The sequence below is a fragment of the Actinosynnema sp. CA-299493 genome (genome assembly GCF_050946825.1).
Lineage (GTDB): Bacteria > Actinomycetota > Actinomycetes > Mycobacteriales > Pseudonocardiaceae > Actinosynnema.
Genome location: NZ_CP191993.1, coordinates 3,895,881 through 3,913,050, shown reverse-complemented (window position 1 = coordinate 3,913,050; position 17,170 = coordinate 3,895,881). Strand labels below are relative to the sequence as shown.

At 71.8% G+C, this 17,170-nt stretch carries 1 protein-coding gene; it reads right to left on the bottom strand.

The window, feature by feature from the left end; all coding sequences use genetic code 11:
• Positions 1-33: 33 nt before the first annotated feature.
• Positions 34-15,306 (bottom strand): hypothetical protein, encoded by a 15,273-nt coding sequence (locus ACQPYE_RS17160; RefSeq protein WP_498722323.1) that lies wholly within the window; start codon positions 15,304-15,306, stop codon positions 34-36.
• Positions 15,307-17,170: the final 1,864 nt, after the last annotated feature.

Genomic DNA, 17,170 nt, shown 5'->3' with positions numbered 1-17,170 from the left:
ACCCGTCGTCCTGTGAGGTGGAGCGGGTCCCCGTCATGACGACGGGTCGTCCCGGCGCAGGGCCTCCCACCACGTCGGGTCCGTCGGATCGGTCGGTGCCGGGAACCCCAGGCCCACGCCGCCCACGAGCACTACGCCCGTCATCGTGTGGTCCGCGCCAGCGGCGGCGGCGGCGGTCCGGGACGGGCCGGCCGGGGCACCCGCCGAGGACCGCACGCCGTCACTCGTCACCCGCGAGAGCTGCCGTGAGATCGCGACCATTCCCCGGTGGCCGAAGTCCCGGGCCAGGCGGTCGATCCTCTCCCCGTCCCCTGTTCCGGAGGTGAGGAACACCAGTTCGACGTCCGCACCCACGACGTCCATGCCGAACAGCAGTGCCATGAACGCGTGGTCGGTGAGCACCGCTGTGCCGCCGCGGCGCAGCGGCACCCGGAAGCCGTTCCCGTCGTGGTGCACCGCCACCGAGAACCGCCTCGGGCCGCTCTCGGGAGCACGCGCCGTGCCCGAGGTCAGCGCCGCGAACCCGGAGTCGGGCAGACGAACCACCCGGCCGTCGGCCGTCCGGACCTGGATGCCGCCCTGATCGTGCCGGGTGATCCCTCCGGGTGCGCCCCCCGGACCGTCGGCGAGGAGCGCCTCGCGGGCCAGATCCGCCTCGGTGCCTTCCAGGAAAGCGACGCCCACCAACCGGTTGGCGCGGTCGTACAGGCGCACGAGCGGCACGTCACCCGCTGTCAGGGGAGGCGCCTCTTCCGAGTAGGGCGGTGGCACGTCCCCGGTCGGCTCCGGCAGCCGGACTTCGATCGGCGCCGGCGGCGGTCCGCCCGGGATCGCCGGCGGTCGAGCGGGCTCGTAGGCGGGCAGGTACGGCTGCGCGGGCGGCGGGACCTCGACGTAAGCGCCCCTGGTGACGTCCGCCACCCCGGTCCGCGGGTCGTAGGAGGTCGTGTCCGCGGTGAGCGCCCACACCGGCACGGCGACCCCCTCCGACTGCTCGAACTCATCCCGGACCTCGGCCGCGAACGTGCTCACCGCCGCACTGGGAACCTCACCGAACGGCCCCTGCCGCAGCACCAGGCCGTGACCGGCCGGGTGCCCGGACTCCAGGTGGACGCGGCTGTTCCGGACGACCGCGCCGAACGCGGCGCCGTTCAGCCGGACGGTGTCCCCGAACCGGTACGGGTGCCAGGTGGTGAGCCGGACCGACGCCTGCACGACGTCGGACTCGACGTCCTCGATGCCCAGGTCCTCCGGCTGACGGACGGCCACGGCGTCCACGATCCACGGTCGGAGGTCCCGATGGGCCCACGGAGACCGGTGGGCGACGCGACTGCCGTCGGCGGCCCACCACTCGTACGGGTTGACGCCGCTCTCGGTCTCCCGGACCCATGCCGACGCCATCCGCGCCACGTCCGACGGCACGGTGGGGAAGAACTGCCCCTCCGGTCGTTCCGCTCCCGGCCTGGTGTGCGGGTGGGTCATCACGTCGTCGGCGTTGAGGCCGCCCGGCTCGACGGTCCAGAACCCGCCGCTGTGGATGACCATCCGCCCGTTGCGCTCGAAGCGCACGACCCCGTCCGGGAAGTAGACGCGACGTCGGTAGCCGCCGCGGGCCAAGCCCTGCGCGAACGCCCAACCGTCCACCGCGCGGCCGTCGAGCGGCACCAACAGGATCGGCACGGCGGAATTCGTGCCCGCCGCGGTCCTGAAGTCGTCGTCGTCTGCCAGCACCGCGCCGATGTCGCTTTCGTGCACGGGGAGCGCCTCCCCGTCGGCACGCACGCCGTGCCGGTCACCGGAAGGGCTGCCGAAGGCGACCACCAGTGGTGCCCGGTCGTGCTGCCACGGCCTGGTGTACCTGGTGTACCGGTTGTGCTCGGTGTTGGTCGGGCGGAAGACCTCGGTGAGCCTGGGTGTCGTCGCGGCCACCCACTCCGTCAGCAGGGTCACGTGGGCCTGGTCGCCCGGCGCGTCCAGCACCACCACACCCACCCGGTCGTTCCTGTTGAGCAGCCGGGTCGTGCGGAGGTCTCCCCCGCGCAGCACCGACACCGGCTCGAACCGCGCACCCGCTGCCGGCGCCACCACACCGTCGCGCACCTCGACCCCGCCACCGGCCACCGCGTACACGTCGCGGAAGATGCCCCTCGCCCGCAGCGCGCCCGCGAAGTCGAACCCGAACCCGCCCGGACCCACCAGGTCGCCCGCGTGCGCGCCCACCAGCACCACCGGGCCCGAGAACCGCTCCAGCGCCTCGGTGACACCACCGTTGTCGTGCGTCAGGGCGCCGAACTCGGCGCCGTCGAACTCCGCGGTCGTGACCACCGCGCCGGGACCGACGGGATCGGCGATCACGGCGTGCCGCCCGGTCGTGGTCACCACCACGACGACCGGGTCCGGCTCGGGCCACGGTCCGGCCACCCGCGCGCCGGTCGACAGCGCCGCCACGACCGCGGGCGGTGCCGGGTCGACGCCGAAGGCGAAAGCGCCGTCCCGCAGGACGCGTGTGAAGCGGTCCTGGTCGGGTACGAGGGGGCGCCGCAGGTCGTTCGGTCCGATGACTTTCAGGGTGAGCGCGTCGGCCGAGATGGGCGGCCGTTCGAACTGCCTCCCGTAGAGGTAGGTCTGCCGCAGGCCGCCGAGCCGGACCAGCCACGACAGCAGTTCCCGGCTGGTCTCCACGCTCGCGGCACCGGTGGTGATCAGGACCACCGGCCTGAGCGGCGACCGGCCCGGAGAGCCTTGGAGAGCGTCGATGCGGAGCAGGAGCGCGGCCGTCCGCTGAGGGCTCGCGGTCGTCCGCGCACCGTCGGACCACCTGATGTCGAACCCGCCTCTGCCGTCGGCGCGCAGGAAGACGAGCACCGGCCGCCCCCGGTCGGCTTCGGTGGCGAGCACCCACGGGGCCGTCACGTCGCGCAAGGGCACCGACAGGTTTTCGCCCGAGGCACGCACCCGGTTCAGGTAGCGCAGCGAGTGGTCGCCGAGGTTGCGGGCGAACGTCAAGACCTGATCCCCGCCTGCGGTCGCCGGCAGCAACGACACGACGGACGCCGCGCCCCGGGCGCCATCCAGGACCACGTGCTGGACATCGGAGGGGCGCAGATCGGACACCGGAGCCAGGGGGAAGCCCAAGCCGGCCATGGCCATCGCGTACTGGATCGGCTCGGGGTTGGTCAGCACCTCGCGGTACGGGCCGTCGCCGCGCAGGGCGTCGGCGAACGCACGCGCCTGCGCCCAGTACTCACCCGGTTGGTCCAAGTCCACCACGAGGTGCACCGGGGTGCGCGGATCGGCTTCCCGGAAGCGCCGGGACCCGGCCACCTCGGCGGCGAGGCCGACCCCGTCGACCTCCTCCCCCGCCACCCGGAACCGGCCGTCCCGGAACACCGCGTACACGCGGACCGGGCGCGGTGTCACGTCTTCCGACGACTCCAGGTCGAACTGCCGCAGCCACCGTTCGTGGGCACGGTTCGTCGGGAAGAAGATCGAGTCCGAGGTGAGCCGTTCAAGTTCTTCGTCGAGGGCGGTCACGACGTCCTCCGGGGCGGTGACGTCCTCCGGGGCGAGGGCCTCCTCCGAGGCGATGACGTCCTCCCGGGCGGTGGCGGGTGGGGCTGTCACCGCCTCGAACCGGGCGCCGGGTTCGAGCTCCAGGACGCCGTCCCGCGCCACCACGCCACCGCCGACCAGCGCGTACACCTCGCGACCCCTGCCCTCGGCGTGGAACACGCTCGTGAAGTCGAACGCGAACCCGCCGGTGGTCATCCGATCGCCCGCGCGGGCGCCCAGCAGCACCACGGGACCCGCGTGCAGCGCCCACGCCTCCCCCAGCACCTCCGAGCTGCCGTTCAGCAGGTTCCAGGCGACCTCCGCTCCGCCGAACCGCCCGAACCGGTCGGGGTCCTCGCGGTCGGCGAAGACGCGGGCGTGGCGCTCGGTCGTGGACGCCACCACGAAGATCGGTTCCCGCGCTCCCCACGGTCCGGCGATGCGCGCGCCGCCCGACATCGCGACGTCGACCGCCGCGAGGGCGGGGTCGGCCGCGTCGGGGGCGGGGAAGAGAAGGGTGTCGGTGCCCACGGGAGTCGCGATATCGCAGTCCCGGAAGGTCGGTCCGGAGCGGAAGTCGGTCGGCCGCGGGATCGCGAGGTCCCCGGTCGGCGGGATCGTGTACTCGTAGGTCGGTGCTCCGGTCAGTTGCTCCAGATTCCGCAGCAGGGTTCTGCTCGCCCATTCGTGCTGCTCGCCAATGGTGACCAGCACCACGGGCCTGCGCACCGCGCCGGTCTCCACGACGTCGCGGAACGCCTCGATGCCCTGGAGTCGTTCCGCCATCTCGTGGGCGTCCAGGGTGGTACTGGCCCCGTCGGACCCGATTACGTACATGCCTTCGTGGTCCGTGCTCAGGATCAGGCCGAAGGGCCGGTTGTCCTCGTCGTCGGCCGTCACGGCCCAAGGTGCGTCCCGCGGGCCGGAACCGTCCGCCGGGGCCAGGTAGGTCTCGACCACTCCCCGGACGAAGTCGTCGTGCTCGTCGTCCGGCAGCAGCGACAGCGCGACGAGGTCCCCGTCGGGACCGCGCAGCTCCCGCACTTCGCGGTCGGGTGCGTCCGGGTGCTCCCACGCCTGGTTGTCGGACATCACGACCGCGGCTTCCATCGGCAGCAGCTCGGTGCCCTCCGGGAACACCTCGACGCCGTGCGCGATCGACAGCCGCACCGGACCGGGGTACGTCTGGACGTCGCCCCGGTGGCCTCGGGCGCGGATCGCGTCGAGGAGTTCGTGCCGGTGGTGCACGTCGCAGGAGAGGAACACCAGCTGCCAGGTGTCGGGTACGGGCATCAGGTGGAACAGGAGGGAGGTGAAGTCGTCGGTTCCCAACGACAGATGTCGATCCGCCCCGGTCGGTACGCGGTAGTCGTCGTGGGAGTGGTGCACCACGACGGCGAGTCGCCGCTGCCCGACGGGGAAGTGGGTGCGCGCCACCCGCTGCACCACCTCGGCTTCCTCGCCGGTCACGAACGCGACCCCCGCCGGCTGGTCGTCGCCGTCGAACAACCGCACGAATCGCACGGACGCCACGCCCGGCCGTCGGAAGACTTCCGGTGCCGGGAGCACCGGCTCCGGGGCTTGGCCCTGTCGTGGGCGCGAGGGGCCGGTCACCTCGCCGTGCCGCGACGCCGACAGCGCCCCGGGTTCGCCCAGGCCGTCGTCCCGGTGGCGGGCGACCGCCGTCGGTTCCCTGCTGAACACGATCGAACCGGCGGTCGCGGGTCCGTCGTCGGTCAGCTCCCGCACCTCGCCGTCCGCGGTCAGCTCCACCCTGGGCCGGTAGGTGATGACCGGGCCTCGGTGGCCGAAGCCGCGGACCACCTCCCGCAGGGCGGCGCTGTCGGGGAGTTCGCAGGCCAGCAGCACCAGCGTGGAGTGCTCCGACACCCGGGCCACGCTGAACAGCAGGGCGAAGAAGGCCCGATCGTCCAGCACGAACTCTCCGCCGCCGCGCAGCGGCACGCGGAACCCGTCGGGACCGTGGTGCACCGCCACCGTGAAACTGCCACCCTCGGCGGTGTCGGCGCGGAACGTGGCCACCGCGGTGTCCGCCTCGGCTCCGGCCAGGAAGCCGACGCCGACGTGCGTGCCCTCGGCGTCGACCAGGTCGACGAACGACACGTCCGGGCTCGGCCCGTACGCCGGTGGCGGGTCGTAGGCGGGGGGCGGGTCGGCGGGGATCTGCTCGTAGGCGGGCAGCAGTTCCGGGTCGCGGTGCAGCGACCGCGCCTGGACGAACGCGCCGTCGAGGCCGACCACCCGGCGCCGGCTTTCCTCGTGGAAGTGCGTGGGCCGGTCCGCCGCCCACACGGGGAACGCGACCATCTCCCGTTCCTCGAACACCTGCCGGACCGCGGCGGCGACCGTGACCCCGTCGGGCCCCGGCTCGGCGAAGTGGCCCCACCCCAGCGCCAGGCCGTGGCGCGGGTCGTGGTTCGAGGTCCGGTAGAGCCGACCGGTCCGGATGACGTGGCCGGCGGTCCGGCCGTCCAGCCGAAGGGAGTCGCCCAACCGGTGCGGGTCGCGGGTGGAGAGCCGCACCCGCACGTGCCGTCCGTCGCCTCGGGCGTCGACGTGCCACGGCGAAGCCTCCACCTCGGCCCACGGCAGGAGGTCTTCGACCTGCTCGGACGTGACGCCGGCACCGACGGCCACCCCCGTCGTGCGCAGGTAGAAGTCGTCGTTGTACCGCTCTTCCCGGGCGCGTGATGCCGCCATCGTCACCACCTCGCCGAGGTCGGAGGGGAAGAACTGGCCCTGGACGACGCCCGTGCCGGGAGCGACGTGCGGGTGGGTCGCCACGTCGTCGGCCATCAGCTCACGCGGCTCGACGGTCCCGAACCCCCCGCGGTCGACCACCAGTCCCCGGTCCTCGGTGAAGCGGACCGGTCCTTCGGCGTAGTGGATCCGGCGGCGGTAGCCGCCTCGGGCCATCGCCGCGGCGAACGCCTCGGCGTCGACCGTCCCGTTCCCGATCGGCAGCAGGACGAGGGCCACGTCGGGGTCGGTGCCCGCGAGGTTGCGGAAGTCGTGGTCGTCGGCCAGCACCTCGCCCACCTCGTGCGTGGACGAGGTCATCCCCACCCCGTCGCGCCTGAGCACCCGGTGTCCGTCTGGCGTGCTCGTGAGGATGATCGGCAGGGGCCTGTTCCCGTCCTCCCACGGCACCGGGACGGGGGTGCCGTCGGGCCGCACGGGGCGCAGGACCCGGTCCCGCGATTCGCCGAAGTGGGACTCCATGACGGCCGGTGGCTCGGCGCCGTCCACCTCGGGCAGCAGGATCGCGGCGGACACGCGGTCCGCGTCGAACATCCACAGGAGGTGCAGATCACCCCCGCGGAGGGCGGAGACCAGTTCGAACCGCGCACCCGGCACGGGCACGACCACGCCGTCGCGCACCTCGACACCACCGCCGGCCACCGCGTACACGTCGCGGAAGACGTCCCTCGACCGCAGCCCTCCCGCGAAGTCGAACCCGAACCCGCCTGGACCGACCAGGTCACCGGCGTGCGCGCCCACCAGCACGACCGGGTCCGACGAGGAGCGCAGCGCCTCGGTGGTCGCGCGGTCCTCGAAGAGGTTGGCGGCGAACCCGGCGCCGTCGAACTGGGCCACGCCACCACCGGCGTCGAAGACGCTGCCGAACCGGTCGGTGGTGGACAGCGCCACGACGAGCGGCTCGGCCCCGTCCCACGGCCCGACGACGGGTGCGCCCTCGACCAGCGCCGAGAGGACCGCGTCGTTCTCGGGGTGCGACGGTTCCGCGGTCGGAAAGCCGATCACGCGCGGGCCGTCCGCGCGGATGTACGTGCCCGGCGCCAGTGCCGCTTCCCACAGGAAGCCGTCTTCTTCCCACAGGACGCCGTCTCCCTCGGCGTCGATGTCGAACAGGCCGTCGCCCGACAGCGTCAGGTTCCCGGAGTAGTGGTAGGTCTGCCGGACACCGCTGAGGCGGACCAGGTGCGCCAGCAACCGGCGGTTCAGCTCCGGGTCCCGCGAGCCCGAGGTGATCAGGACCACCGGCCGCCGCACCGGTCCGCCCGCCAGCCGCCGGAAGACGTCGTGGGCCAGCAGGAGCTCGGCCATCTCCTCGGCGTCGAGGCGGTATTCCACACCCTCGTGGGAGACGATCTCGTAGGAACCGTTCCTGTCGTTCTGGAGGAAGAGCAGGAACGGTCGGGCCCGGTCCCCTTCGGTGGCGGACGCCCACGGCGTGACCACTTCCGTCCGCCACTGCGTGAACGTCTGGCGCACGTAGCGCAGCACGTGGTCGGTGGTGTGCGCGAGGAACTCGGTGATCCCGGAGTTCACGACGGGGTCGACGATCAGCGACACGGCCACGTCGTCTTCCTGGAGGTTCTGCGCCACCAGGTGCGCCACCTCGGACGGCCTGGGCCGGGACACCAGCTCGAGCGGCAGCGATTCCAGGTTGAACTCGCCGGTGGTGGTGATCGGCAGTTCCGCTGTGGTCGTCACCTGGCCGGCAGGGCCGTAACCGCGCAACGCCTCGGCGAACACGCGTGCTTGGGGGCGGTGGTCGGCGCCCGGTTCGGCCCACACCACCACGAGGACCACCGGCAGCGTGTTCCGCGCGTCGCCTGGGGACATCGCCGCGGACACCTCCGCGGCCAGGGTCGCGCCGTCGACCACCGCGCCCCGCACCACGAACCCACCCCCCCGGTACGCCGCGTAGACGAGCACGGACCGGGCCGCGGTCTCGCCGACCAGCCGGCTGTGCAGCATGCGCAGGTGGGTGAGGTGCTGGTGGTCGGCGGGGAACGCGATGGCCGTCGACCACCCCTCGACGCGGAACTCCGCGTACCCCCGCTGCCAGTCGCGGAAGTCGTCCTCGGTGTTGTGGGAGAAGTGTTCGGGGCGGTCCTGGTCCTCCTCGCCGCCGGAGATCGCCACCGCTCGCCCGTGGTCCAGCGCGACGACGTCGCCGAGGAGCGCGGTGCCGGTGGCGAGGCGGACGACCACGCCGTCCGCCTCCCCGTGCCCGTCCACCAGTCCCGGCCACCCGTTCGCCGCGGAGAGGTGCCGGCGGAAGTCGCCGTACCGCCCGGGGTGCGCGGCCCGGTCGCGGCCCGCGGCCATCATCGCCGCGTCGAAGGGGTGGACGGGGAAGGTCACACCCGAGCCCTGCTCGTGGGCCACCACGTCGGCGGACTCCACCGGTGCCGGCTCGACGGTGGCGAACCCGCCGCGGTCGACCTCCAGGCGACCGTCGGCCAGGAACCGCAGCGTCCCTTCCGGGTAGTGCACCCGGCGGTGGTAGCCGCCGGTCGCCAGGGCTCGGGCGAACCCGACCGCGTCGACCTGGCCGCCGTCGAGCGAGGCGAGCAGGAAGGGCACGTCGGGGCTGGTGCCCGCCACGGTCCGGACCATCTGCTCACGGCTCAACACCGCCCCCACCTCGGCCGTGGGGACGGACAGCACGACGCCGTCCCGGCGCAGCACCGGGTGCTCGGGCGACGAGCCGGTGACCAGCACCACGACCGGCGCCAGTCCGCTCCCGGCCCACGGCGTGTCCCACTCGACACCGTCGGAGGCCCGGGTGAAGCGGGACATCGCGTCGACCGTCGTGGTGGAGGCCCACTGCGCCACGCGCGTGCGGTCTTGCTGGTCCTGGCCCCACAGCGCGAACCCGGGGTAGCTCCCGTTCGCGTTCCGCAAGGCGGTCAGGTCGAGGTCGCCGGCGCGCAGCACCGACACCGGTTCGAACCACGCATCCGGCTCCGGCGCCACCACGCCGTGACGCACCTCCACATCACCGCCGGCCACCGCGTACACGTCGAGGAAGATCCCCCTCGCCCGCAGCTCCCCCGCGAAGTCGAACCCGAACCCACCAGGGCCGACCAGGTCGCCCGCGTTCGCGCCCACGAGCACGATCGGCCCCGCGAACCGTCCCAAGGCCGCGGTGAACGCGTCGAGGTCCAGCAGCCCCTCCGCGAACTGCGCGCCGCTGAGGTCCAACGCACTGTCGTCGTGGTAGTAGACGCTGCCGAAGTGCTCCGTCGCGGACACCGCCACGACGATCGCCTCGGACTCGCCCCACGGCCCGTCCAACGCCGTCCCGCCCGTCAGCGCGTCCACGATCGCGGCGTGCACGACATCCAGGTCATGGGGCGCGTCGAAGGCGAAGAGCCGGTCCTGGAAGACGTGCTGGGAGTCCCGCAGGTCCGGCCGGAGTCCCTGTTGGAAGTCGTCGGGCTGATCGACCCCGAGGACGCCGAACGTGTTCTCCACCGGCATCGGGCCCGAGTACTCGTAGGTGAACCGGAGCCCGGTGATGTCGCCCAGTTCACGCAGCAGTTCCAGGTTGAGGTCGCGGTTGTGCTCGCCGATGGTGATCAGGATCATCGGCCGCCGCACCAGCCCGTCGACCAGAGATCGGAAGGACTCGTGCGACGCCAGCAGGTGGGCCAGCTCGTCCACCTCCACGGGGATCGGCTGCCCGCTGGGGGGCGCGATCACGAAGTGGTCGTCCACGGAGCTCAGGAACAGGAGGAACGGCTGCGCCCTGCCGGCCAGTGCGGCGGACCACGGTGCAGCCAACTCCCGAGGTCGTCCGTCAGAGTCGGTCAGGTGCAGGTGGCGCAACGTGTGCTCGGTGAAGTCCGCGGCGAACCTCTCCAGTGCGCCGGCCCCCAGGTCTCCCCGGGCCGACAACGACAGCGCGAGGTCTTCGCCGGTCCCGGTCCTCCACACCGTCGGGTCGAGGTCGGTCAGCGCCACGGAGGACACCCGCAACACCTGCTCCGGGTTCGTTCCCACACCGGTCACGTGCACGAGGCGGTGGCCTCCGGAGCCGCGCAACGCCTCGGCGAACTCGCGTGCCTGCTGGAGATCCCTGCCGTACGGGTCGGCCGAGTCCAGCACCAACACCACCGGAGGAACGGCGTCCCGCTGGAGCCAGTAGGTGTGGGAGTTCGCGACCTCGACGGCGAGGGCGGTGCCGTCGACCGCTCCGCCCCGTACGGCGAAACGGCCTTCCTGGAACGTCACGTAGACGTACAGCGGGGGGTAGGACCCCGCAGGCGCCGTCGACCTCTCGTGGCGCTCGCGCAACCAAGTCTCGTCGTCCTCGTCCAGGGGGAAGGCGACGCCCTGCGCCCCCGACGAGTTGGGCGGGAGGTCGACGAGGCGGGTCGGGGGGTTGACGAGGTGGGTGTTCTGCCGTCCGGAGAACACCAACCGGCCATCCGAGTCCTGCACGGTCACGCCTTCGGGCAGCACCTCCACCGAGCCCGTGCCCGACAGGACGACCTTTCCGGCGGACACCTCGATCGTGCCTCGGTGCCCGAGCTCCCTGCCCAGCCCTTGGAGGCCCGCCGCGTCCGGCACGTCGCAGGCGAGCAGCACCAGGTCGGCGTCCGGTCCGACGACCCCGGAGCCGAGGAGGAGGGCCAGGAACGCCTTCCGGTCCAGCGTCGCGACGCGTCCGTCCTTCAACGGCACCTGGAACCCGCGCTCGTCGTGGTGCACCGCGACGTGGAACCGCCGGTCACCGCCACGTTCGCGGAAGGCGCCCACCGCGGTGGCGGCCTCGGCCCCGGTCAGGAAGCCGACGCCGACGACCTGGCCGTCGCGGTCGCGCAGTTCGACGGAGGCGACGTCGCCCGGCTCCGGCGCCGCTTCGGGAGCTCCGCTCGACTCGCCCGCGGGCAAGGAACCCGGCACGACCGCCGACCGGGGTGCGGGAATACCCAGATCACGGGCGATGCGGTGCGCGAGCGCACCAGCCCGTCGCAGGTCGCCGTCACCCATAAGGGCGTGTGCGACCACCGCGACGACGCTCGCCCGGACCACCGGGTCACCGGCCGACCGATCGATCGCAGCGTCGGTGATGTCCTCGGCCTGCCGGTGGGCGGCATGAGGCGCGGTACCGGTCCGCCCCGCGGAGAGGCGCCGGTAGCGGGCCGCGACGAGGTCGAGTTCACCGGCGGTCCACGGTCGGGTGGATGTGTCACCCGTGGACCTGGTCAGGTAGGTCCGGATGTCCGGCGTCCCGCTCCCCGTCGGCAGCCGGAGCTCCCCGCCGCCGCGTGGCATCCGGAAGTCGGTGCCCGGGTCGGTCGCCGTGCGGTGGGCCTCGGCACGCACCTGCTCCTCGGAGTCCTCCGGCGCGACGGTGTACGCCGCAGGACCGACGGCCGGCCGGTTCACGGGGCAGTCGGTCGTCCCGCCATCGAGGCTGCGCACGATGCGCACGGCGACGGGCACGGGGGCGTTGAAGACGTTCACCACTTCGAACTGGTCGGGGAGTTGGACGAGGGACGGTCCGTTCGGGCTTTCCAGCGCCCTCATGGTGCGGTTGATCAACCAGACGTGGCGCGGTTTGACCGTGATGTCGAAAGCCGACATCAGGGAGCTGTCGTAGACGACCGCACCATGACCTGGCCGGTGCTGGAAGACCGCCTGCCTGGTGACGTCGTGCTCGAAGTACTCGTCCTTCAGCCCGAGGAAGTGGCCTATCTCGTGCGCCAACATGAAGTTTTCGATGTCTTCGGCCCAGTTGAGCTGGTTGCACCGTTCCCCGGGTGGGGTGACCTGGATCCGACCATGGGCGGTCTCGGCGTCGTCGGTGAACTCGGCGGTGACGTGCAGCTGCTCACCGCCGGGCAGGCGGTAGCCCTGGTTGAAAGCCTGTTCCACGCCTTCCACAGCGCGTTGCCGGATGTCCTCGACCACCTCGGGTGGCACCTGCTCACCCGACTCCCGCACGGGATCGAGGAAGAGCCGCACCGTGAGATCCCGGACGGGAACGCCGTCGACCTCGAAAGCGCGGACGTCGTAGGCGATGAAACCGGACACCGCAGACAGGGCCGACCTCGCCGGCGCGATCCTGCTTCCCAGCATCGGGAAGGACTGTCGGCTACGTACCCAACCGGTGATCGGGGACGTGGCACGAGCCGCGAGGACAGCGGCGGAGGAGACGGGGTCGCGCGGTGCGAACCAGCCGGCTGTCGCCTTGGTGCTGTGCCGCCAGCGCTCGTCGTCGTGAACCGACCTGGCCGGCGGACGCGGGGGCGTGCTCGCCTCCTCCGCGTCCGACAAGGCTGCCGCGGGCGGTCCGAGCACCGCCGGGTTGAGCCGTCGCAGGTCCCAGTCGACGTGGACGTCCACGTTCGGATGGCCGACGGCCTCCTCGAAACGCACGCCGAGGTCCTTCGGCAGCAGCGAGAGGACCTGCTCCGCCGCTGCCCCCTCACCCCTGACCAGCACAGCAGGAGGTGCGTACTCCTCCCTCCGCGATGCGACGTCGGTCAAGGTGTCGGCCAGGTCGCGCACCGACCGCAGCTGGGTATCCGACAGCAGCGGAACGCCGGCGGGGGTGAGCGACAGTTCGGGAACCACCGAGCGGTCGCGGACGTCCGCGCTCGACGACGGCACGACGGTCCCGGTGCCCATGCCCAACCCGTCGGCGACCCAGCGGGCGAACACCGCGTTGCGCCGGTACCCGGGCCGCAGGTGCATGTCGGCCGCGACCACGGTGACGAAGTGGTCCATGACGGCGGGGGTGACCCACGGGTGCTCTTCACGGGTCGGTGCGCCGGTGAGTGAGGTGATCAACCCGTGCGCGCGCCTCACCAGCCCATCGCGGTCGTGGGCTTCCAACGCCGCCAGCTCGGTCCGGCTCGAAGCCGCGAACCCCGCCAACTCTCGCGCGGTCTCCTCGAACCCGGGTTCCTCTCCGTGGAGGGCGTGGACCCGGAGATCGGTGGCGATGGTCCGAGCCGACTCGATCACGTCCGGGATGTCCCGGTCCTGTTCGAGCTCGTTCATCACGATGTCGACGACGGCGTCCGCCAGGTCTCCGTCCTCTTCGAGCGAGTCCTGGTCGTGAGTCATCTGCACGATCCACCCGGCCAGCCGACGCGTGCCCAGCAGCGCCTGCTCCCCCACGCCCTGCAAGTCGACCCGCACCAGCCCGGCCAGGTCCAAGACCTCCTCGTACGTCCAAGCGGGCGCGGACTCGACCACGTCTTCCCAGGAGTCGTCACCGCTGTCGTCGAGCGAGGTGAGTCCGAGGTCCGCGGCGATGGTCCGGGCCAGTTCCACCGCGGCGGCCACATCCCGACCCTGCGCCAGCACACCACCGACCGCGGCTTGGAGTTGCTCCCACAGAACCGGGTCGAGCGCACTGGTGTCGTGCGTGAAGGCGACGATCTGCCCGGCCTGCCGGAACACGCTCCTCAAGGTGCTCCTCGGGCGGGAGTTCAAGTAGTTCCACGCCTCTTCGGAGACGTCCCGCACATCATCGCGTGACCACAGCGCCGGTTCCTCGTCCCACGGCGGGGAGTCGTCGTCGGAGGGCTCGGCAATCCCCAGGTCGCTCGCGATGTCGTGAGCGAGGTCCAGGACGAGGTCCAGGTCGCGCCCACGTGCCAGGGCATCTCCGATCACGAGTTTGATGTGCGGCCGCAGCCAGAGGTCCTGTTCGTCGAACCGGTGTGTGCTCGTGAGGATCTGCTCGGCCTGCTGGTCCACCTTCGGCACCCTGGAGATCCACCTACTCCCGGACACCGCACCAGCGACGTCCGCCAGCCTCTGCTCCGTCCACACCGGACGTTCGTCGGCGGCGTCGTGGCTCTCCTCCGGATCGGGTTCGATCGCCGGAGCGGGCCGGCCCAGCTGCTGTGGGCTGTGGGTGGCGGCGTGGTCGTCGGCGACGTGGAGCGCGGGCGCCGCGTCCTCGGAGGTGCTTCCCGTCGAGGAGTGCGTGAGACCGGCCTCCGTCAGGACCTGCCGGGCGAACCGCACGGCGTCGTCCGCGCCGAGCTCGTGCACGTGGAGGGCGACCACCACTTCCAGGGCGGCGCGCAGCTCCGGGTCGCCGATGGTGACCCCGGTCAGGATTTCCCGCGCCGAGTCGAGGAAGGGCTCACTCGACCCGTCACCGAGTTCGCGGAAGGTCTTCTCGGCATCGACGGCTTCGCGCCGGATGTTCGCGACGGACCACTTGGAGGAGTCGCCCGTTCCGAAGTGGTCGGGTTGCCCGGTGGTGGTGATCGGGGTCGGGAACTCCAGGCGAGGCGGCAGTGGGAGGTCCGGCGTCGGGAGTGCCAGCCCGACCGGCGGCGGCACCGAGTTCCCGCGACCGAGGACTTCCTCGATACCCGGGATCTCCGGGCTACCCATCGCAGGCTCAGCCGGCCTCTGGTACATCGGCATGCGACCCGTGGCCGGCCAGGGTCCGACGGTGTTCTCCTCGCTCACCTCATCGGTCGAGGGCTGCACGTCTTCCAGGAACTCGGGGGCTTGGCCCGGGAACCCCGTGGCCGAGGTCAGGTCGGTGTCGAACCCGGGCAGACCGACCGGAGCCGTGCCGACCTGGCCGGAGCCGTCCACGGTCGGGGACTTGTCGACCGGACCCGTCGAGCCGGTCCGCGCTCCGTCCGCCGAAGCGCTCTGCCCCTGCTGCGCCGCTGCCTGCCCCTGCGCGCCGGGCGCGGTCTGCGGGACGGCGATGGTCGGCGCGGGCGTGGGAACGTGACCGGTACCGAGCGATCCGATCCCCGCGTAGGACGCCGCGTCACCCACTTCCCCGGAAGACGGGTCGACGTCCCGGCCCGGCGGGGTCGTGCCGAGCGGGAACGGGCTCGACTGAGCCGGTCCGGGAGACGCGCCGTCACGCGGGACACCGCCGTTGACGGGGCTCGGTGCGGGCTCCGGGATCTCCGTGCCCAGCGCGGCAACCGACAGCGGGATGGGAATCGGCTTCGGTGATTTGAGCTCCGGGGCCACCGCGATGGTTTGACCATCACCACGCGTGTTCGTGTTCGTGAGCACGGTCTCCGGCTCGGACTGCCGCGTCCCAGGCTGGCCCGCACCGGGCTGCCCTGCATCGGGCTGTCCTGCATCGGGCTGTCCCGGACCGGGTTGGTCCGCTCCAGGCTGTGCCGGACCGGGCTGTCCCGGACCGGGCTGTCCCGGACCAGGCTGCCCTGCATCGGGCTGTCCCGGACCGGCCTGCCCCGGACGGGGTTGTTCCGGGCCGGGCTGCGCCGGGCGACCGTCTCCCTGCTGGTTCCCCCCGGACCCCGCGTCGGGTGGACGGTTGCCGTCACCGGCGGCACCCGACGCGATCACACCACCGGCGATCAACCCACCGACGACCAGACCCGCCCCCGTGCCGATCGCCGCACCGGCCAGACCCTGCTCCACATCACTGAGACCACCCCACCCACCACTTTCCGCTGCGTGCGGTTCCGCGGGGGGCGCTGCGGGCGGTTCCGTGGGCGGCGCTGCGGGCGGTGCAACGGGCGGTTCCGAAGGCGGCTCCGGCTCACCGAACCCGGGCTCGACAACCCCCGGCTCACTGACCCCAGGCTCGACAGGCGGCTCGACACCCGGACCATCCGGAACGAACTCCGGCCCCTCACCATCCGGAACAACAGGACCGGAACCATCGTCTACAGAAGCCGGACCCTCCGCCATTTCCTCGGAACCAGGAACACCACCCGGTTCGACCTCTTCGGCTCCGCCGACTTCCCCCACATCCCCGACCGCACCCACATCCCCGACCGCACCCACTTCGCCGATATCGCCGAGGCCGTCCAACACCTCCGGATCGAAATACTTCTCCACACCAGCCTGGAAAGAACCCGAGAACACACCACCCACCGCACCCGTCCACAACTCCCCATGACCCTGACCCATCCCCTCCGCCATCGCCCAACCCACCTGCACCTCCGCATGACCCTCGTTCACCCCCTGGAACAACACCCGATCACGCAACCACCCCGGCGCCCCCGACCGACCCAACGACACCAACACCCCCGCACCCGCACCACCCACCGCCGACAACCACGAACTCATCCCATCCCACTCACGCCGCGTCCCCTCCAACACCTGCGACAACTGCGCGACCGCATCCTGCAACACCTCCTCCACACCCTCCTGAACACCCTCCACCAACAACCGCACCATCCACCCCAACCGCTCCACCAACCGACCCACCGCAGCCCGACCCGCCGCCACGATCGACGGCACCAAAAACGCCGTAAAAGGACTCGCCAACGCCCACCCGATCGAATACGAAAAAAACGCCAACTCCACCACAATCGAATACTCCGCATGCTGCACCTGCACACCCAGGTCATACAACGACGACCCCTGACCCGACACCACCCCCACCAAATCACCCACCACCGAATCAACCCCACCCACAAAACCCCGAAAACCCCGCCCCACAACCCCACCCACACCACCATCCACAAAACCCACAGCACCCGAACCCGCACCACCCAACCCCGCCACCACCCCCGCCAACCGCACCCACTCACCCGACAACACAAACGCAGCCCGAGAATCCACCTCAGGCAACAACTGCCCCGCCAACAACACCACCAACGCATTAGTGCCATCACTCGCAACCAAATCAACAGGCACGACCCCGACCCCCCGTCAGACCCGCGACTCGCGAAGAGCCGCCGAACACGCCTTCGGCGCGCGAGACCGCGCCATCTGCGACACGAGCACGGTCAGCCTCCAGACCAGCGACACGGCGATGCGACTTCCCAGTCCAACCGCCTGCGGCACCCGGCACAACGCCACCCGACACGGGCAGTCCGTTGATACCGCGACGAATGCGCGTTCAGGCACACCC